Annotated in this window: 17 protein-coding genes, 16 tRNA genes and 2 rRNA genes; 7 read left to right on the top strand and 28 right to left on the bottom strand. The window is 46.3% G+C overall.

What is annotated here, in order from left to right:
- Positions 1-204, top strand: a complete 204-nt coding sequence (locus M3152_RS17025) for a YheE family protein (protein ID WP_251696989.1) — start codon at positions 1-3, stop codon at positions 202-204.
- Between the two features lie 47 nt (positions 205-251).
- Entirely contained in the window at positions 252-410 is a 159-nt protein-coding gene (locus tag M3152_RS17030) for a hypothetical protein (RefSeq protein WP_251696991.1), read from the top strand.
- A 37-nt stretch (positions 411-447) separates the two neighbouring features.
- Here M3152_RS17030 and M3152_RS17035 read toward each other — a convergent pair whose 3' ends face one another.
- From M3152_RS17035 to chrA, 6 genes are all read right to left on the bottom strand, one after another.
- Complete coding sequence (locus tag M3152_RS17035; RefSeq protein WP_353056626.1) at positions 448-1,710, bottom strand: MFS transporter; 1,263 nt, start codon at positions 1,708-1,710, stop codon at positions 448-450.
- A 180-nt stretch (positions 1,711-1,890) separates the two neighbouring features.
- The gene (locus tag M3152_RS17040; RefSeq protein ID WP_251696993.1) at positions 1,891-2,112 is read right to left on the bottom strand and encodes a transcription initiation factor TFIIIB; all 222 of its coding nucleotides are present in this window, start codon (positions 2,110-2,112) and stop codon (positions 1,891-1,893) included.
- A gap of 372 nt (positions 2,113-2,484) precedes the next feature.
- A complete protein-coding gene (locus M3152_RS17045; RefSeq protein ID WP_251696995.1) occupies positions 2,485-4,236 on the bottom strand; it encodes an ABC transporter ATP-binding protein in 1,752 nt (583 codons plus the stop codon).
- Entirely contained in the window at positions 4,233-5,975 is a 1,743-nt protein-coding gene (locus tag M3152_RS17050; RefSeq protein ID WP_251696996.1) for an ABC transporter ATP-binding protein, read from the bottom strand. Before M3152_RS17050 ends, M3152_RS17045 begins: the two co-directional genes overlap by 4 nt.
- Positions 5,976-6,202: 227 nt before the next feature.
- Entirely contained in the window at positions 6,203-6,358 is a 156-nt protein-coding gene (locus M3152_RS17055) for a hypothetical protein (protein WP_251696998.1), read from the bottom strand.
- Positions 6,359-6,555: 197 nt separating this feature from the next.
- Positions 6,556-7,737 (bottom strand): chromate efflux transporter, encoded by a 1,182-nt coding sequence (chrA, locus tag M3152_RS17060; protein WP_251697000.1) that lies wholly within the window; start codon positions 7,735-7,737, stop codon positions 6,556-6,558.
- Between the two features lie 165 nt (positions 7,738-7,902).
- On the opposite strand from chrA, the gene M3152_RS17065 reads away from it, so the two are divergent.
- Positions 7,903-9,237: a hemolysin family protein gene (locus tag M3152_RS17065; RefSeq protein WP_251697001.1), complete on the top strand. Its 1,335-nt coding sequence runs from the start codon at positions 7,903-7,905 to the stop codon at positions 9,235-9,237.
- 56 nt (positions 9,238-9,293) lie between these two features.
- Here M3152_RS17065 and M3152_RS17070 read toward each other — a convergent pair whose 3' ends face one another.
- The gene (locus M3152_RS17070; RefSeq protein WP_251697004.1) at positions 9,294-10,841 is read right to left on the bottom strand and encodes a carbon-nitrogen hydrolase family protein; all 1,548 of its coding nucleotides are present in this window, start codon (positions 10,839-10,841) and stop codon (positions 9,294-9,296) included.
- A gap of 131 nt (positions 10,842-10,972) precedes the next feature.
- On the opposite strand from M3152_RS17070, the gene M3152_RS17075 reads away from it, so the two are divergent.
- The 3 genes from M3152_RS17075 to M3152_RS17085 are packed head-to-tail and all read left to right on the top strand — an operon-like array spanning position 10,973 to position 12,730.
- On the top strand, positions 10,973-11,398 hold the full coding sequence (locus M3152_RS17075) for a disulfide oxidoreductase (RefSeq protein WP_251697006.1): 426 nt from the start codon (positions 10,973-10,975) through the stop codon (positions 11,396-11,398).
- A 1-nt stretch (position 11,399) separates the two neighbouring features.
- Positions 11,400-11,876 carry a thioredoxin family protein gene (locus M3152_RS17080; protein WP_251697008.1) on the top strand — a complete coding sequence of 159 codons (477 nt, stop codon included), beginning with the start codon at positions 11,400-11,402 and terminating at the stop codon, positions 11,874-11,876.
- Positions 11,873-12,730 carry an RluA family pseudouridine synthase gene (locus M3152_RS17085; protein WP_251697010.1) on the top strand — a complete coding sequence of 286 codons (858 nt, stop codon included), beginning with the start codon at positions 11,873-11,875 and terminating at the stop codon, positions 12,728-12,730. Before M3152_RS17080 ends, M3152_RS17085 begins: the two co-directional genes overlap by 4 nt.
- A gap of 45 nt (positions 12,731-12,775) precedes the next feature.
- Here the strand turns inward: M3152_RS17085 and M3152_RS17090 are convergent, their stop codons facing one another.
- The 3 genes from M3152_RS17090 to queG all read right to left on the bottom strand — a co-directional run bounded on the left by M3152_RS17090 (position 12,776) and on the right by queG (position 15,541).
- Positions 12,776-13,606: an aldo/keto reductase gene (locus tag M3152_RS17090; protein WP_251697012.1), complete on the bottom strand. Its 831-nt coding sequence runs from the start codon at positions 13,604-13,606 to the stop codon at positions 12,776-12,778.
- A 320-nt stretch (positions 13,607-13,926) separates the two neighbouring features.
- The gene (gene trmL / locus M3152_RS17095) at positions 13,927-14,400 is read right to left on the bottom strand and encodes a tRNA (uridine(34)/cytosine(34)/5-carboxymethylaminomethyluridine(34)-2'-O)-methyltransferase TrmL (RefSeq protein WP_251697013.1); all 474 of its coding nucleotides are present in this window, start codon (positions 14,398-14,400) and stop codon (positions 13,927-13,929) included.
- Positions 14,401-14,413: 13 nt separating this feature from the next.
- Positions 14,414-15,541, bottom strand: coding sequence for a tRNA epoxyqueuosine(34) reductase QueG (gene queG, locus M3152_RS17100; RefSeq protein ID WP_251697015.1), 1,128 nt, complete (start codon positions 15,539-15,541; stop codon positions 14,414-14,416).
- A gap of 56 nt (positions 15,542-15,597) precedes the next feature.
- Between queG and M3152_RS17105 the strand changes: the two genes are divergently transcribed.
- Positions 15,598-16,311 (top strand): B3/B4 domain-containing protein, encoded by a 714-nt coding sequence (locus tag M3152_RS17105; RefSeq protein ID WP_251697017.1) that lies wholly within the window; start codon positions 15,598-15,600, stop codon positions 16,309-16,311.
- Positions 16,312-16,458: 147 nt separating this feature from the next.
- On the opposite strand, the gene M3152_RS17110 is transcribed toward M3152_RS17105, so the two are convergent.
- The 18 genes from M3152_RS17110 to M3152_RS17195 form a co-directional block, all read right to left on the bottom strand.
- Positions 16,459-16,539 (bottom strand) — tRNA-Leu (locus M3152_RS17110).
- Positions 16,540-16,573: 34 nt separating this feature from the next.
- Positions 16,574-16,647, bottom strand: a tRNA-Cys gene (locus M3152_RS17115).
- A 10-nt stretch (positions 16,648-16,657) separates the two neighbouring features.
- Positions 16,658-16,732: transfer RNA gene (locus M3152_RS17120), tRNA-Gly, on the bottom strand.
- 3 nt (positions 16,733-16,735) lie between these two features.
- Positions 16,736-16,807: transfer RNA gene (locus M3152_RS17125), tRNA-Gln, on the bottom strand.
- Between the two features lie 9 nt (positions 16,808-16,816).
- Positions 16,817-16,892, bottom strand: a tRNA-His gene (locus tag M3152_RS17130).
- A gap of 40 nt (positions 16,893-16,932) precedes the next feature.
- Positions 16,933-17,008, bottom strand: a tRNA-His gene (locus M3152_RS17135).
- 24 nt (positions 17,009-17,032) lie between these two features.
- A tRNA-Trp gene (locus tag M3152_RS17140) sits at positions 17,033-17,106 on the bottom strand.
- Positions 17,107-17,112: 6 nt separating this feature from the next.
- A tRNA-Tyr gene (locus M3152_RS17145) sits at positions 17,113-17,197 on the bottom strand.
- Between the two features lie 12 nt (positions 17,198-17,209).
- Positions 17,210-17,282 (bottom strand) — tRNA-Thr (locus M3152_RS17150).
- A gap of 13 nt (positions 17,283-17,295) precedes the next feature.
- Positions 17,296-17,371, bottom strand: a tRNA-Phe gene (locus M3152_RS17155).
- A 9-nt stretch (positions 17,372-17,380) separates the two neighbouring features.
- Positions 17,381-17,456 (bottom strand) — tRNA-Asp (locus M3152_RS17160).
- Positions 17,457-17,459: 3 nt separating this feature from the next.
- Positions 17,460-17,534, bottom strand: a tRNA-Met gene (locus M3152_RS17165).
- Between the two features lie 136 nt (positions 17,535-17,670).
- A tRNA-Val gene (locus M3152_RS17170) sits at positions 17,671-17,746 on the bottom strand.
- A gap of 157 nt (positions 17,747-17,903) precedes the next feature.
- Positions 17,904-17,978, bottom strand: a tRNA-Glu gene (locus M3152_RS17175).
- A gap of 18 nt (positions 17,979-17,996) precedes the next feature.
- Positions 17,997-18,087 (bottom strand) — tRNA-Ser (locus M3152_RS17180).
- A 3-nt stretch (positions 18,088-18,090) separates the two neighbouring features.
- Positions 18,091-18,165: transfer RNA gene (locus M3152_RS17185), tRNA-Asn, on the bottom strand.
- 53 nt (positions 18,166-18,218) lie between these two features.
- Positions 18,219-18,334 (bottom strand): 5S ribosomal RNA (rrf, locus tag M3152_RS17190).
- A gap of 148 nt (positions 18,335-18,482) precedes the next feature.
- Positions 18,483-18,607, bottom strand: a 23S ribosomal RNA gene (locus M3152_RS17195); the annotation flags it as partial.

Raw genomic sequence — 18,607 nt, forward strand, 5'->3', positions numbered from 1 at the left:
ATGCTACAGCATTTCAGCTATAAACCGATGTTTGCAGGCGGCAGCTTGCCAGGCTGGACATTTTCATTCTTTTATCAAAATGAACGATTCACAGGCGATTACAAGCCGGACGGCACAATCGTCTGGACAAGTGGAACACCGTCTGATGAAGAAAACGTCAAAAAAATGATTCATGAGCTAATGACATTCCACGTTTATGAATGATGACATACTTTACGTACATACTATCCTTCGATAAGGAGGCGATATGTATGGCTAAAGATAAAGAAAAGACCCCTGAGCAATTACACAATGAAAAAGAACAATTGAAGATTCAAAACCAGAAAACTGAAAACGTCTTTGAGGATAAAAGCCGGGTGCCTGAAGAGCAAAATGCTTGGAAGGAAACCCAGTATAAAAGAGGCGAATAAGAAAAGGGCGGTCCCGAAAATTGGGATTGCCCTTTTATCATTCACCTGCCAACTTCCTTCTTCCAAATATGAAATAGTAATAAATTGATGAAACAATATACAATCCTGCTGTAATCGTGAAGGCATACGCATAGCCCCAATAGGATCCGTTCGCGACAACGAGTCCAGTCGCAATAGGACCCATCGTTGCCCAACCCAGATTGAAAACCATCTGGTTCATGGAATTGGCGAGCCCTTTGTATTTATCCGACACGACTTCCATCGCTACGGCACTTTGTATCGGATTGCCGGCGTTCATGAGCGCCTGCCGCAGGAGGAAACCGAGCGACGCCAACATGAGCGACGTCGTGTACGCCGTCAATAGCAGGAAAGGGATCGATAATGCCTGGAATAAAATTATCGCCTTCACCTTGCCGACTTTCCTCGAAAGTGCTGGACCAATCATCGCCGCCACCGCAGTCATCGCCGAACCTAATGATAGAACAAGCCCGATATAGGAATTGGAGGCATCGAAACGGTTCGCGAAGTACAAATTCAAGTATGGAATAACCAAACCTGAACCGAAACCGATCAGCAAGCTTGCGAATGAAAAATGGAAGATGACAATGAGATTCCGCTTGAAGCTAACATCCGCTGATGGAGATTCCTCAATACGTTCCTTCGCCCCCATACCAGATTCAGTTGATTTCTCCTGCAATTTGAATAAAGGAATCAAACCGATTGTAAAAATAGCTGCGCCCAAAAGCAATGCATATCGGATTGCTTCTACTGTGCCGATTTTGAAGACAGTTTCCAACACGTCCGCGATAATCCCGCCCGCCAAACTTCCGATGACATTCGCAATCGTTATGATTGCAAAATTGACACTGAAAAGCTTCACCCGTTCCGTAGGAGCAGAGTTCTCTGCAAGAAACGGGATGCCCGATACTTGAACAAATGCCATGAATAAACCCGTCAAAAATGCAGCTGTAATAATCGGTGTCTCTGCAACTGCAATCCCTCGATAGAAGAGAGTCGCCACTGTTAAGACGGCACCGCCGACAATCATCCATTTCCGACCGAATCGATCGCTTAAAAAGCCTGCAGGGACGAGCATGATAGCAGATGCCATAGCCGTCATGGAAATGACTTTGCCATTTATCGTTTCCGGCATACCGAGCTCCCGTATGTATAAATTGTACATGACCATGAAAACACCCATTCCGATCTGGATGAGTGCATTTCCTATGATAAAAAGCCTAACATTCCGATTGAAGGAGGAGAATTTACGTCCCCATTCACTAAACCATTTCATCCACATTTCCAACTTTCCCTGACAATTACTTCGACACTCTAAATATACGTGTTTGCGAAACATTCTGCAATAGAGTTTTTAGGATAGTCAAATTTTTGCCTGAATAGAAAAGAGAGCCGATTTTATATCACATCTAACGTGATATAAAAACAACTCATTCTCCCCTGTGCAATGTGGTCAGCTCTGCTAAATACCACGGATATAATCACTTACAGTCTTCTTGAAAACTTTTGGATTTTCAACATAACTACCGACTACCCATCCACAATCCGTGCAAATCAGATGTATCAAACTATGGTTAAAACCCATTTTTTCATAAGGTGTCACGCCTGCGTATCCTGATTGCTTACCTCTGCCTATCTCGTGGCTGCCGCATTTTGGGCATTCCTTCGCATTAAATTTCACCACTATCATCTCCCCTCTTCTACTAATACATTTACGGTTCGGCAACTTGAAAGTTTCAGCAAAATTGTGCGGACTACCTGTTTTAAGCGCGGCGGGGCTTGCTTTGAGCGTGCAGCAGCTCGCTTTGAGCGCGGAGCGGCACGCTTTGGGCGCGGAGCGGCATGCTTTGGGCGCGCAGCGGCACGCTTTGGGCGCGGAGCGGCATGCTTTGGGCGCGGAGCGGCACGCTTTGGGCGCGGAGCAGCTCGCTTTGGGCGCACAAACACGCGCTTTGGACGTGCAACCATTCCCTTTGGACGCGCGCAATCTCAACCACATAAAAACTGTCACAGAAAGTCATTTATCCGACTTTCCGTGACAGCCTCTACCTATAAGTTAACCAACTCTCGAACTAGTTCCCGCCTGCAGTTTATACATCTGCGCATACTGTCCGCCAAGCGCAAGCAATTCATCATGATTGCCGTGCTCGACGATTTCACCGCGATCCAACACTAAAATGCGGTCTGCATTTTTAATCGTAGACAAACGGTGGGCGATGATGAACGTCGTCCGACCCTTCTTCAACACATCCATTGCGTGTTGGATGATTTCCTCGGTTTCCGTATCGATATTGGAAGTCGCTTCGTCCAATATTAAGATGGCCGGGTCAAAGGCTAGTGCGCGTGCAAATGAAATGAGTTGGCGCTGGCCGGATGAAAGCGTACTGCCCTTCTCCACGACCGGCTCATCAATCCCGCCCGGCAAATGCTTCAACACACGGTCGCCGCCGACTGCGTCAAGGGCATCCTGGACTTTTTCACGTGAAATGCGGGGATCGCCAAGACTGATGTTCGATTCCACGGTTCCGCTGAATAAATACGGATCCTGCAAGACGATTCCCATATGATCACGTATTGTCTGGCGTGACATATTCGCGATGTTCATTCCATCAATCGTTATTTTCCCTTTCGAAACATCATAGAAACGGAAGAGCAAGTTCATGATGGAGCTTTTGCCGGATCCAGTATGACCGACGAGCGCGACCGTCTCTCCTTGTCTCGCCTCGAAGGAAATGTCCTTCAACACATATTCCTCATCCTTATAAGCGAACCAGACATCCTCGAATCGGACATTTCCACGATAACGGGCAATCTTCTCATCGCTGACCGGCTCCCCTTGGCGATCCATCAGTTTAAAAACGCGTTCTGCGGCGACGAGGGAATGCTCGAGTCGAGCGAACTGGTTGACAACCCCCGTAATCGGGTTAAACAACCGGGTAATATAATCGACGAATGCGTACAACATCCCTACAGAAATGGCGCTCTCCGCCGACAGTGAAGCACCGCCGAAATACCAGATCAGAAAGACGAAAGCGAGCGACCGGATGATGTCTACGAGATTATGGGATGTCGCCGCTTCGACTTTCAATAATTTGCTTTGATACTTATAATGCTCATCATTCAATTCATTGAATTCCCCATCCATCTGCTTTTCCCTGCGAAAAGCTTGGATGATCGTCATGCCATTGATCGATTCATTGATCATCGCATTCATCTCACTGTTTTTGCTCCGGATAATATGGTTCACTTTTGAAGCGAACTTCCGATACAATTTCATCCAGACGTAAAGGACCGGCAGGACGAAAAGCGTGATGGCTCCCATTTTTGGATCCAAGTAAAAGAGTGCGATGAAGATTCCAAGCATATACATGCCGCTGATCGCAAACTGTGAAACGACCGTCACATACAAATTCCGGATTGCTTCGGTGTCGTTCGTAATCCGCGCGACCACCTTCCCAGCAGGCAAATCATCGAAATAGCGGATTGGCAACGTCTGGATATGCCCATACAATTCGTTCCGCATCTTTTGGATAATCCGGTTCGCGGCTTGTTGCAGCAATAAATATTGGAAATACCTTAGAATCGCTGTCACGACCGCCAAGCTGAAAAATACAGCCAGCAGTTTGGCGATTGGTGTAAAATTGATCGTCTTATCTAGTGATGTTGCGATATGATCGTCAATGATCTTCTTCGCAATTAACGGTCCCATCAGATCCGCCGCGACGGCGAAGCCGAGTAGGACGATTCCTGTAATTAAAAGCTTCTTATAATCAAGTGCATACTGCACTAAACGTTTACCCGTAGTCATACTTCAACCTCCCCGATCTGCTGGCGGTCGAATTGCTCTTTATACCATCCGTTGTTCGCAAGCAAGTCCTCATGTCTTCCTTCTTCTATTACACGTCCATCATCGAGCACGATGATCCAATCCGCGTGTTGGATAGCGGATAGTCTGTGTGTCGTAATGATTGTTGTCTTTCCTGAACGTTCCGACTGGATGTTCTCGATGATTTTCGCTTCGGTCTTCGCATCGACAGCAGACAACGAGTCATCCAGAATAAGGATTTCAGGATTTTTAACGAGAGCACGCGCAATTGAAATCCGCTGCTTTTGCCCCCCTGACAACGCAACACCTTTTTCGCCGACAAGTGTATCTAATCCGGCCGGCAACATCTCTAAATCTTTTTCGAAATGTGACAGACGGATAGACTCCGAGATATCATCCTCTGTCGCTTCCGGACGTCCGAACAGAATGTTTTCCCGTACAGAACGCGAGAAGAGCACATGATCCTGCGGCACATAGCCGATCCAATCACGGACTTGATCTTTCTTCAATGATTGAAGTGCGACATCCGAGAAGACGATTTCCCCGTCACCCGCCGGATATTCACGAAGCAGCTGTTTGACGAACGTCGTTTTTCCGCTTCCCGTCTTTCCAACGATGCCAAGCGTCTGTCCCCGCTCCAACTGGAGTTCGATATGATCCAGATTGACCGCGTGCGACATCGGATACGTGAAGCTCACGTCGTTGAAGCCGACGCTTTCCGGCTGATCGACGTCAATCGGATTGTCAGGATCTTTCACATCTTCCTCATAATCAAGCGTCTCCATAACGCGGTCCAGTGATGCATTTCCGCGCTGCAACACGTTGATCAGTTCGCCGATTGCAAACATCGGCCAGACGATCATTCCTAAATAGACATTGAATGTGACCAGTTTCCCTAATGTAATTTCTCCTGTTGAAACTAAAAACGCACCATACCCGAGCCCGATCATATACGTCAATGCGGTGAGCACCTTCGTAAACGGCATGAACAGGGCATCGATCTTTTCAACATGCATATTTTTCTTGTACACGTCTTCCGTCATATCCGCGAACCGTTGCTCCGAAGCACGTTCCTGCACATAAGCGCGGACGACCCGGACACCCGCCACGGCCTCCAGCACATTATCATTCAGCTCCCCGAACGACTCCTGCGCCGTCATATACCGTTCGTGGATTTTCTTGCCGAGCACCTGCAAAATGAATGCCAAGATCGGCAACGGTATAATCGCTGCGAGCGTCAACTTCCAAGACACGACGAACCCCATTGTAATGATGAGCGTTCCTAAATACGCCGTCGAGTCGACGAGTGTCATAATTCCGAAACCGGCAGTCTCTGAAATTGCGCGAAGGTCATTCGTCGAACGCGCCATTAGATCACCTGTTTTATTCTTCTCATAAAAAGTTGGGGTCATCTTCAGGAAATGCCGCATGAGCCGCGTCCTCAATTGCCGTTCAATAACATACGCCCCGCCGAATAGCTGGTATTGCCAAACAAAGTTTCCGACATACGCGACAAGCATGATAAGGAACATTGCACCAATGAAGAGTGCAAGCAGATGCGTTGTCATCGTCCTTGTATAAATGGTGTCAATCGCCTGCCCGATCAGCCAGGGCGGCAAGATGACAAGCACGTTCGCCACCATCAAGAGGATGAGTGCAATCGTGTACCTTTTGCGGTTTTCCTTGAAAAACCACTTTAATTTAAATAAAACCGAGAACATATTTTCAACCTTCTTCCTTCAATTCTCTTAACTATCCACTTTCAAGAGATTCCTTCTTTAATAGTTTCCGTTGCTGATTGACAATTTTCATGATCAGCACTCCTTTCTCATAGTTTTTTTATGGTTGCACGTTGGTAAACGTGGAAACACCGGGAATTCATTCCAAAGACAAAAAAGGCACACGCCTCCTAAGATAAGCGTGTGCTCAAAAAAAAGGGACGACTAAGTCATGCCGCCCCGGTACATTTCATAGAATAGTAAAAGAGCAGGTCAGCACGGAATTCATATTTTGTTGTTTGATAAAAAGAACTCTTTGCATTTTCCGCACCTTCCCAACTATTTTGATTTTCGAATAATTCAACAGTACCATTGACAATTTCCATTTGTCAATACCTTTCAACACAAATGAACTATATACCACTCAACGAAACAAATGATGTGGTCTACTACCGGTTGTATATGATATAAAGCAAAGTATATCATCAGAACCCCACGGCAAAGTATATATAGAGAAACGGGCGTGCCAGGAGATATTTTCCTGGCATTTTTTATTGTATGCACATAATGCCTGCCGTATGTATCACCCAACCAAAAGATGGGATAGCGCCCCCAATACAGCAGTAATCAATACAACGAGCCAAGGAGCCATTTTGTAATACAGTAAAAGACCGAAAGCAATGATTGCGATTCCAAAATCCATGGCAGAACCAATTGAACTTGTAAACACAGGGTCATACAACGCCGCGAGCAAGATTCCGACAACTGCCGCATTCACTCCTTTCAAAGCCGCTTGAATACCTGGCTTCGAGCGAATGGCGGACCAAAATGGCAATGTGCCGATGACTAGCAGGAACGACGGCAGGAACATGGCGAGTACAGCAACCGCAGCTCCCGACGGTCCATTCATCAGTTGCCCCAAATAACCGGCCAATGTAAAGAGTGGTCCCGGTACAGCTTGTGCCGCCCCGTATCCCGCGATGAACGTCTCAGCGTCCATCCATCCAGCCGGTACGACTTCCCGTTCAAGCATCGGCAATACGACATGCCCTCCGCCGAAAACGATTGAACCGACCCGGTAGAAAATGTCGAAGATTGAGAGGAACGTATTTTCAATGAAAGACCTGATTGCCGGAACGCCTATTAGCAGTAGGAAAAAAATCGTCCATGCCGCCACTCCGGTCTTCTTGCCGAATGAAAGAGTGATCGATTCGGGCTTCGGTGCCTGTTCCTTCCGATATAGTGCATAACCGATGAATCCTGCCCCGATGATGATCGCGATTTGACCAACTGCCGTCGGAATCAGTAATGTCAGGACTGCCGCAACGAGGGCAAGGGTTATTCTCGCCCGATCGGGTGTCAATGACTTGCTCATCCCGACCAATGCATGTGCAACGACAGCGACTGCGACAATCTTCAATCCTTTTATCCAACCGATATCAAATGAAGCTGTCGAGGAAACTAGCCAGGCAAATGCCATTAACAGCAATACCGACGGCAATGTGAAACCGATCCAAGAAAGGATCCCTCCAAGTAGCCCCCCGCGCATCAATCCGATTGCAATCCCAACTTGTGAGCTTGCAGGACCGGGCAGGAACTGGCATAACGCCACGATATCCGCATACATTTTATCGTCCAGCCACTTCTTTTTCTTCACATATTCATCCCTGAAATAACCAATATGGGCTGCGGGACCTCCGAAAGACGTAAGCCCAAGCAGCAATGATGTGCGCAAAATTTCCAAAGCATTTTTTTGCTTCTTCACAACTACACCTCCAGACGTACTTCGTCCATTATACAAGACTTAAGCAATACTATTTGTTTTTTTCTTGTAAATAATTTATCATTATCTTAACTAACCATTTTAATTTTACAGGAGGTGTGTACTTTGTTCTACCCCTCATTCGGGTGCGGAACAAAGTAAACTTATTTGGAAATTGCCATACGATTGGCAGCATTTGCTGCCTTGATCGCACTCACCGCATTTTTTGTTGCGAGTGAATTTGCAATTGTGAAAGTACGAACAACACGGATCAACCAGCTTGTTGCGGAAGGGAATCGCCGGGCGATCACAGCAAAAAGAGTCATCAGCAATCTCGACGAATATTTATCTGCTTGTCAATTAGGCATAACGATAACAGCTTTAGGACTGGGAATGCTTGGTGAACCAACCGTAAAACTGCTTATGAAGCCGGTTTTCTCCCACTTTGAAATAGCCCCGCATGCTGGGTCTATCCTTTCTTTCATTATCGCATTTACCGTCGTAACGTTTTTACATGTGGTAGTAGGTGAATTGGCTCCTAAAACAATTGCAATCCAGCGGGCGGAAGCCATTACGCTGGCAACAGCGAAACCGCTCGTTTTATTTTATGTCATCATGTACCCAGTCATTAAAGGGATGAATGGATCAGCGCGCTCCATTATCCGTCTTTTCGGCTTCAAACCGGCTTCCGAGTCGGATGTGGCCCATTCCGAGGACGAGTTGAGGCTCATTCTGACCGACAGTCTGAAGGGCGGGGAAATCAATCAATCGGAATATAAATTCGTCAATAAGATATTTGAATTCGATGATCGAGTCGCCAAAGAGATCATGGTGCCGCGTACCGAAATGATGACGGTCGAGAAAGACATCACATTGCGGGAAATGTTTGAAATGATGGGTGTCGAGCAATTTACTAGATATCCTGTCACAGATGGCGATAAAGACCATGTCATCGGCTTGGTCAATATGAAGAATCTGCTGACGGCATTCATAAAAGATCCTACAACAGGAAATCAGCCTGTCAGTGAATATATGCAACCAATCATCCGAGTCATCGAAACGATGCCAATCGGCGACCTGTTGCTGAAAATTCAACGCGAACGAATCCATATGGCAATTCTTATGGATGAATATGGAGGGACTTCCGGACTCGTGACAATCGAAGATATTTTAGAAGAGATTGTGGGAGAAATCCAAGACGAGTTTGATATGGACGAAGTGCCTGAAGTACAAATGATCAATGAAAACCATTTTATTTTGGACGCAAAAATGTTGATTGAAAACGTTAACGACGTTCTTGACATCGATATTGATGAAGAGGATATCGACACGATCGGCGGCTGGTTCATGTCCGAAAAATTCGAGGCGGTTCCGGGTGAAAAAATCATTGAACAAGGTTATGAATTCACCGTGAAAGACGTGGAAGGACATCACATCCTCTACTTGGAAGCGGTAAAAAATGAAAAAGCGATTGGATCGGCCGACTTACAGGTCGAGTCTTAACAACATAAAAACGGCATCTCCCCTACTTTGAAAGGGGGATGCCGTCTTTTATTTCTTCAAGAATCCTTCTTATACTCCACACGATACAAATCATGGCGGCGATCCTTCAGCTGCTTCACTGTCCCATCTTGACGCTGACGCCGTAAAATCTCGAGATCGACATCTCCGATAAGGACCATTTCCAAATTGGGATTCGTTTCTCCAACGATACCATCACGTGCAAACTCGAAATCGGATGGAGAGAAGATGGCCGACTGTGCATATTGGATATCCATGTTCTCTGTTTGCGGCAAATTGCCAACCGTTCCGGAAATGACTGTGTAGATCTGATTTTCAATCGCACGGGCTTGGGCACAATACCGAACGCGCAAATATCCTTGGCGATCTTCCGTACAGAATGGAGTAAAAATAATATTTGCCCCTTTGTCCGTGGCAATTCTCGCGAGTTCCGGAAATTCGATGTCATAACAGACCTGGATGGCGATTTTTCCACAGTCCGTGTCGAATACTTGGATCTCATCTCCTTGGCTGATTCCCCACCATTTCCGTTCATTCGGCGTAATATGGATTTTGTACTGCTTCTCAATCGACCCATCCCTTCTGAAAAGATAGGCGATGTTGTAAATCTCCTCGTCTTCTTCCTCGACGAAATGAGACCCACCGATAATATTCACATTATAGCGGACCGCAAGATTCGTGAACATTTCAATATACTGCGGCGTATACTCCGTCATCTTCCGCACCGCTCTGCTCGGAGAAGGCTCATCCAGGAAGGACATTAGCTGAGTTGTGAAAATTTCCGGGAAGACGACAAAATCTGAACCTGCATCGGACGCGACGTCCACGAAATATTCACATTGATTGGCCATTTCCTCGAATGACGATATTTTCCTCATTAAATATTGAACAACGCAAATACGGACAGGGTAGCTTGTCTTGTAATGCCGTTTAGTCGTTGCTTTATAATCCACGTTATTCCATTCCATTAACGTCGCATATTTTTTGGACGCTTTGTCATCAGGCATATAATTTGGATTGATCCGCATGAGGGTGAAATCATTCAATAGTTGGAAAGTGAGAACCGGGTCATAGATTTTATGGCGTGTCACCGCCTCCACATATTCCCTTGCAGACATTTCAGCTGCATACCGATGATAATTCGGTATCCTCCCCCCGATAATGATCGATTTCAGATTCAATCGTTGGACGAGCTCTTTCCTGGCTTCGTACAGCCGCTGTCCCACTTTCATCCTCCTGTATTCCGGATGGACCATCACTTCGATGCCGTATAGATTATAACCTTCGGGATTATGGTTCGTAATATAGCCCTTTGCGGAAATATCATCCCAAGAATGGCGGTCGTCGTATTCGTCAAAATTGATGATCAAGCTCGAACAGGAACCGATAATTTTCCCGTCCAGCTCAGCGACGAATTGCCCTTCCGGAAAGATGGACAGATGGCTTTTCAGATGCTCTTCCTCCCACGGGTCCATGCCCGGGAAACAGACCTCCTGCATTTTCAATATGTTTACGATGTCATCCTCTTTCATCTCTCGGATGATCATGCTCATTTCAAATGACGATAAATCAATTTCTTCACTCATCCATAGTTCACCCTTTCTACATAATATGTACCCATAATTGACTAGGAAAAGTCATGTAGTTCCGATTATTTTACATGAATACACCCACGCCGTATAATCAAAGAGGAATCTTAGAAACAGGAGTTGACATTATGCACAAACGGTTGGAAAATGGCCTTGTTTTCATTTTCACCATTTCCCTCATTGCAACACTCGGCTCTTTATACTTTTCTATTGTTCGGGGCTATGAACCTTGCACTCTATGTTGGTATCAACGCATCCTTATGTATCCGATCGTTTTGATGTCCGGTGTCGCTTTATACCAGAAAAACGCAAAAATCGCGTTGACGACAGCTGTTTTCGCAATTGTCGGAGGTTCCATTTCGCTCTACCATTATGGAATCCAGAAACTGAGTTTTTTACAAGACAGTGCACCGGCTTGCGGAAATGTTTCCTGTACTGGCCAGTATGTGAACTATCTAGGATTCATCACAATTCCGTTCATGGCTTTGACGGCATTCGTGCTGATCCTCATCACAAGCCTCTTCTTATTGAAATGGCAAAAGGAGTCTAACTAAATTGAAGAAATTACTGATCATCGGCGGTGTCATCATCGCCATCTTTGCTTTAATTGTCGTGTTGAATACTCAATCCAACAAAGAAAAGTTAAAGGACAATCCATATGGTTCAAAGAATCTTAAACAGGCGACGATCGATTTGATTGGCAACAAAAATTACAGCAATATCGTCCTCCCGGATGAACTTTATGAAAAAGTCTCTTCCGGAGAATCTGTCACTGCTTACTTCTTTTCTCCCGAATGTTCGTATTGCATGGAGATGACGCCGATCCTAATGCCGATTGCGAAAGAGAAAGGGATCCATGTGTATCAATATAATATGCTGGAATTCGAAAAAGAAGCCCAACCATACGGCATCACGTCTTGGCCGACGTTAATCCATTATGAAGATGGAAAAGAAGTTAACCGCTCCGTTGGTTTGCCGGTGAATCCCGAGGAAGATATCCGTGCTTTCTTCGATGAGTATGATAATAAATGATGGAAAAACTAAATACGGTTTTCCGTTATCAAATTAACCGAGATGGACTTACGGTCGAGGAACTGCTCCGGGATGATTGGAAAGCCGGTAAAAAGACCGTCCATCAAATGAGAATGGACAAGGCGGTCACGGATACAGCCGGACAGCCTTTCGAATGGCGTACGCCCCTGGAAGCTGGGACGGAACTTGTCTTTCATTTCAAGGACGCCGTATCATCATACAAGCCGGATGATCACGCGGATGTTTCCGTGCTTTTCGAGGACGAACATCTACTTGCAGCTCTGAAACCTGCCGATATCGCCACCCATCCAGATGAACATGATGAAGGCGGTACTTTTATGAATGCCATCATGGCATATGTTGAAAGAAGTGGCGGAGCGTATGCAGAGCATATCAATCGCCTCGATAAAGGTACGGCCGGAATTGTTCTTGTTGCGAAACATCCGATTGCAAAAGCACTTTTTGATCGGATGATTGAGGAACGTGCTATTACACGCATCTATCACGCAGAAGTCGATGGACGTTTAAAACGGATGAGAGGGACGCTTCAATATCCGATTGGACGGGACCGCCATCATCCGACGAGACGCCGAGTCTCCCCAGGCGGGCAGGATGCCATCACCCGCTACCGAGTCATTGAGCGGAACGATGAGTCGACAGTTGTTGAAGCAAGTCTCGAAACGGGCAGGACTCATCAGATCCGAGTTCATTTTTCACACATAGGACATCCCGTCAAGGGCGATACACTTTATGATGGAAGCGAAACTGCGGATGGAAACTATCGTTTGGTTGCAAAGAAAGTTTCCTTCAAGCACCCATTTACAGAAGAACAGACAACCATAGAAGTCATATGAAAAAACCCGCGGAATTAAATTCTGCGGGTTTTTCATATTACTTATTCACACTTCATCGAATTTCTCTGGATTTGTCCCCGTTCTCTCATTACGGTTCAAGGCATCGATTTTCATCATATCCTCAGGTGTCAACTCGAAGTCTTTCACGTCAATGTTTGACTTGATCCTAGCCGGAGTAACTGATTTAGGAATGACTACCAATCCATGTTGCAGATGCCACTTAATAATGACTTGTGCCGGCGTCTTGCCATATGTTAACCCGATCTGCTGCAACGTAGGCTCATCCATGAGTCCTCCTCTCGCCAGTGGCGACCAGGAAGTGACGACGATGTCATGTTCATTGCAAAATTCCCGCAATGGCTCCTGTGTAAGCCGCGGATGCAATTCAATCTGATTCACCATCGGCTTCACATTGGCAACATTGAAAACCTTCTCCAGATGATGGATATGATGATTGGACACTCCTGTGGCCCTGATCAGCTTTTCTTCATAGAGCCGCTCGATTGCACGGTATGTATCCACGAATGTATCTGCGACTGGCCAATGAGTCATATACAGATCCAAATATTCCATTCCAAGTCTCTCCAAAGAAGCTTCGAACGCTTTCAATGTTGCATCATACCCTTGATCAGTGTTCCATACTTTTGAAGTGATGAACAGCTGCTCCCTCGGAATGCCCGATTGCCGGATTGCCTCGCCCGTCTCTATCTCATTCTCGTAAATAGCAGCAGTATCGATAGCCCGATAGCCAACTTCCAAGGCATATGAAATCGCTTTGATTGTCTCAACTGAATCAGTCATCTTGTAAACGCCGAGGCCAAGCTGAGGCATTTCCACACCGTTCGCTAGAGTCACCTTGTCTTCAAAATAATGCATTCCGTTCCCCTCCTATACAGTTTGTATACATTTATTGTACCCGTATTCCATAATTTTGACGAATAATGCCAGCCATTTGTTAATCAGAATGACACAATTTTTCAGTTCGGTCATTTCAATTTAATATCTATTAGGGTATACTATGTGAAGGACTAATGATTTTACAGGAGGTACATTTGATGAATCTTATCCTTATTCTAGCCGTTACCTTTGCATTCCTTTCGGCGATTTTCACAGGTGGATATGAAGACAAGCCTGGTAAAGTGAAAAAATAAGAACTACTAAAAACGGGACATGCCTTAATTGGCAGTCCCGTTTTTTTATGTTAAATCTAAAAATGATTGTTGCCTTAGGGCTTCGTATATCAGAATAGCGGCTGTGTTGGATAAGTTGAGCGATCTGATATGATCATTCATCGGGATGCGCAGGCAATTTTCGATGTTCTGTTCAATCACTTCGTCAGGCAAGCCGGTCGTCTCTTTCCCGAAAACGAAGAAAACATCCTTTGAAGGATCCGAATAATCAAAGTCCGAGTAGGTCCTCTCCCCGAACTTTGTAATGAAGAAAAACTGCGCTTCCGGATAAGCGCCAATAAACTCCTGTATATTTTCATGATACGTAATATCGACATATTGCCAATAATCCAGTCCTGCACGCTTGAGCATTTTATCATCAGTGGAAAATCCCAGCGGCTTTATTAAATGCAGTTTCGTTCCTGTCCCCGCGCATGTACGGGCGATATTCCCAGTATTCGCAGGAATCAATGGTTCAAATAATGCGACATGTATCGCCATTTCAGCACTTCCTTCAATTAGTCTCTAATACATTTTCCATCTCGAGACGCACGTCGGGATCCTCTTCCTTCTGTATCGCCAATTCAATTGCTGCGATACCGTCGCTCGTTCCAATTTGTCCGAGTGCCCATGCAGCAGTCCCGCGAATAAGCGGCCGTTGATCGTTTACAAGCAGATCTGTCAAAGTCGGCACGGCCGTCTCGTCTTTGAAGTGTGCAAGCGCAAGGATGGCATTCCGCTGTATCGGATTCTTGCCTCTCCAAGAACCTGACATATGCCCGTAAGTCTCCTTGAATTCTCGATTGGACAACCTGAGCATCGGCACAAGCAGCGGCTTTGCCAGTTCGGGCTCCGGCTGAAATGCAGGCTGATGAAGATTGTACATCCCTTTGTTTTTCGGACAAACAGTTTGGCATGTGTCGCAGCCATATACCCGGTTACCGATTTTCGCACGAAACTCCTCGGGAACTGGTTTTTTCGTCTGTGTCAAAAAGGCGATGCATCGTTGGGCATTAAGCTGCCCTCCTTGAATCAAAGCCCCTGTAGGACACGCATCCAAACAGAGTGTGCAATCCCCACATTGGTCTTCCATCGGAATATCGGGTTCAAACGGGATATTTGTAATCATTTCTCCGAGGTAGACATACGAACCGAATTCCGGTGTGATGACAGAACAGTTTTTACCGGACCAGCCGATTCCCGCCCGAACCGCGACAGCCCGGTCGACAAGCTCCCCGGTGTCCACCATCGAACGCATTTGAGCATTCGGCATCATGTCGGAAATAAACGTTTCGAGCAGTTGCAACTTTTCACGAAGGACATGATGATAATCCATTCCCCAAGATGCCCTTGCAAAGATGCCACGTCGCTCCCCCTTCTTCCCTCTTGGCGAATCTGTCATTTTGGATGGGTATGCGACTGCTATTGATATGATGCTTTCAGCACGATCAAGCAACATGACAGGCTCCGTACGTTTTTCGACATCACTTTCTTCGAAACCGGATTGAAAGCCCAATTCCTGTTGACGCCGCAAACGATTTTTTAATTCTAAAAAAGGGGCTGCGGTCGTAAAGCCGATTTTATCGATGCCGATCGTAGCTGCATATTCTTTTATTGACGACTGTAGCTGAGCGACATTCACAACGTTCCGCCTCCTTTATGATAGGATTGAAAATAAAAGATGATAAAGGTGATAAAATGAAAATAACTATAGATGAAAAACTTTTTCAACAGATGCCCGGATTGAAATTGGGCATTATCCATTATAACAAAATTACAGTGTCGGAATCTCCTCAAATGCTAAAAGGGAGACTCCAATTATTCCAGGAACAGCTTTACTTCGAATTGGACACCAAGCCTTTCAACGACTTTCCGGGCATCAAAGAATGGAGGGAAACGTGGAAAGCATTTGGAGCAGACCCTAATCGATACCGACCATCCGTGGAAGCCCTTTACCGAAGGATCAAAAAGCAGAATTACTTACATACCATCCATACTGCGGTTGACCTCAATACATTTTTCTCCCTCCAATATGAAATCCCGACTGGCATCTACGACTTGTCGAAAGTTGTTGGGGATGTCCAATTGACCCTTGGAGGGGAGGACGACGGTTATGATGGATTGAATGGCCGCTTCAACTCATTGAACCATATACTTCAATTAAAAGACGATTACAGCCCTTTCGGCAGCCCTTATGTAGACTCCATCAGAACAGCCGTCACCGATGAGACAACGGATGCCCTCCATATCTTATTCATCCGTCCTTCAATGGCCAAGGAAGAGGCTCTGCAACTGTCTACGGCATGTGGCAAGATGTTCACGTCCATCAGCGGCGGAGAAGCCTCTTGTTATCTGGTGGATAAAGAGAATCCTTCTATTCTAATGGACGGAACTGGTCCCTTCCAACTGTGATAACTTGTGTCCAAACAGCAATACATTCCCATTCCATAGAAAACGCTCCTTTCCGTGAAATCGGAAGGAGCGTTTTTAAGTTTGAACGAGAATCCCTAATTGGGAAAGAGAAAAGATGCAACCTGGGTTGCATCTTTTCAATGTGGATACCCGAGGCCGGACTTGAACCGGCACGCCTCGCGGCATCGCATTTTGAGTGCGACGTGTCTGCCATTCCACCACTCGGGCATAACAACAATTTACTTACAGCATACATGAAAGTTGGAGGCGGCAACCGGAATCGAACCGGTGGTAAGGGTGTTGCAGACCCGTGCCTTACCGCTTGGCTATGCCGCCGTAAGAAAGTTGGAGCGGAAGACGGGATTCGAACCCGCGACCCCGACCTTGGCAAGGTCGTATTCTACCACTGAACTACTTCCGCAAACTGGGGTAGCTGGATTCGAACCAACGAATGACGGAGTCAAAGTCCGTTGCCTTACCGCTTGGCTATACCCCAAAAAACAAATGGGGCGGACGAGGGGAATCGAACCCCCGAATGTCGGAACCACAATCCGATGCGTTAACCACTTCGCCACGACCGCCATGATAATTATATATTTTTCAATTGTATACTGCATAGAATGGGGCGGACGAGGGGAATCGAACCCCCGAGTGTCGGAACCACAATCCGATGCGTTAACCACTTCGCCACGACCGCCATGAAATTTAGCTTAAACAGAAATGGCAGGGGCAGTAGGAATCGAACCCACACCAAAGGTTTTGGAGACCTCTATTCTACCGTTAAACTATGCCCCTGTATAATGGTGGTGGGGGACGGATTCGAACCGCCGAACCCGGAGGGAGCGGATTTACAGTCCGCCGCGTTTAGCCACTTCGCTACCCCACCAAGAGAAGCATATGCCGGCGATAGGAGTCGAACCCACGACCTACTGATTACAAGTCAGTTGCTCTACCAACTGAGCTACACCGGCATAATATAAAAAATGGTGGCTCAGGACGGAATCGAACCGCCGACACAAGGATTTTCAGTCCTTTGCTCTACCGACTGAGCTACTGAGCCACATAAAAATGGCGGTCCCGACCGGGATCGAACCGGCGATCTCCTGCGTGACAGGCAGGCATGTTAACCGCTACACCACGGGACCATTTGGTTGCGGGGGCAGGATTTGAACCTGCGACCTTCGGGTTATGAGCCCGACGAGCTGCCACTGCTCCACCCCGCGATAATGATAATACTTACTATTTAATGTTTGCTACGCTTTTTGCATAAGGGACACCTTACGCTTCGCTGTCGGTGTTACTCGCATACGTTGCTATGCTCGTTGCTCCACCCCGCGATAATACTAATTATGAAATATATGGTGGAGGATGACGGGTTCGAACCGCCGACCCCCTGCTTGTAAGGCAGGTGCTCTCCCAGCTGAGCTAATCCTCCAGTTAAAATCGCGATAAGCTTCGCATTACTGCGTCAGCTTCATTCGTTCAGTCAGTCACGTACCGTTGTACGCTCCTTCCCTCTCTCAATCGCTTCCTTGTCCTGCTCGCTTCTCCCAATTTTAACGGGATCTGCGCTGAATCTAAGTTTTAAGAAATGGTGACCCCTACGGGATTCGAACCCGTGTTACCGCCGTGAAAGGGCGGTGTCTTAACCGCTTGACCAAGGGGCCATATGTGGATAATAAAACTGGCGGAGAGCAAGGGATTTGAACCCTTGATACGCGGTTAGCGTATACACGATTTCCAATCGTGCTCCTTCGGCCACTCGGACAGCTCTCCAATTGGCTCCGCAGGTAGGACTCGAACCTACGACCGATCGGTTAACAGCCGATTGCTCTACCACTGAGCTACTGCGGAATAGTACTGTAATAAGTATTTCATATCTTATTACGTTCATTTTAGAAATGACAGCCCAGCGACGTCTTACTCTCACAGGGGGAAGCCCCCTACTACCATCAGCGCTGAAGAGCTTAACTTCCGTGTTCGGTATGGGAACGGGTGTGACCTCTTCGCCATCATCACTGGACTATTTTTTTTCACAAGACAAGATTTATTATATCATATCTAGCGAATAAAGCAAGCGTTTTTTTCAAAATAAATAATTTTGTTCGCTCAAAACCGGATAAAACAGACATTGTTGCTGAACTTCAAGTTCAACCGTACTTTATAACTTTAAGGTTAAGTCCTCGATCGATTAGTATCCGTCAGCTGCACGTGTCGCCACGCTTCCACCCCGGACCTATCCACCTCATCTTCTTTGAGGGATCTTACTTACTTGCGTAATGGGAAATCTCATCTT

Origin of the sequence: Sporosarcina luteola, assembly GCF_023715245.1 — a bacterium.
Taxonomy (GTDB): Bacteria; Bacillota; Bacilli; order Bacillales_A; family Planococcaceae; genus Sporosarcina; species Sporosarcina luteola_C.

Coding starts and splice junctions, on each gene's coding strand:
- M3152_RS17025 (WP_251696989.1), top strand. CDS start 1: ATGCTACAGCATTTCAGCTATAAACCGATGTTTGCAGGCGGCAGCTTG.
- M3152_RS17030 (WP_251696991.1), top strand. CDS start 252: ATGGCTAAAGATAAAGAAAAGACCCCTGAGCAATTACACAATGAAAAA.
- M3152_RS17035 (WP_353056626.1), bottom strand. CDS start 1,710: ATGTGGATGAAATGGTTTAGTGAATGGGGACGTAAATTCTCCTCCTTC.
- M3152_RS17045 (WP_251696995.1), bottom strand. CDS start 4,236: ATGACTACGGGTAAACGTTTAGTGCAGTATGCACTTGATTATAAGAAG.
- M3152_RS17050 (WP_251696996.1), bottom strand. CDS start 5,975: ATGTTCTCGGTTTTATTTAAATTAAAGTGGTTTTTCAAGGAAAACCGC.
- M3152_RS17055 (WP_251696998.1), bottom strand. CDS start 6,358: ATGGAAATTGTCAATGGTACTGTTGAATTATTCGAAAATCAAAATAGT.
- M3152_RS17070 (WP_251697004.1), bottom strand. CDS start 10,841: ATGAGTGAAGAAATTGATTTATCGTCATTTGAAATGAGCATGATCATC.
- M3152_RS17075 (WP_251697006.1), top strand. CDS start 10,973: ATGCACAAACGGTTGGAAAATGGCCTTGTTTTCATTTTCACCATTTCC.
- M3152_RS17085 (WP_251697010.1), top strand. CDS start 11,873: ATGATGGAAAAACTAAATACGGTTTTCCGTTATCAAATTAACCGAGAT.
- M3152_RS17090 (WP_251697012.1), bottom strand. CDS start 13,606: ATGCATTATTTTGAAGACAAGGTGACTCTAGCGAACGGTGTGGAAATG.
- trmL (WP_251697013.1), bottom strand. CDS start 14,400: ATGGCGATACATGTCGCATTATTTGAACCATTGATTCCTGCGAATACT.
- M3152_RS17105 (WP_251697017.1), top strand. CDS start 15,598: ATGAAAATAACTATAGATGAAAAACTTTTTCAACAGATGCCCGGATTG.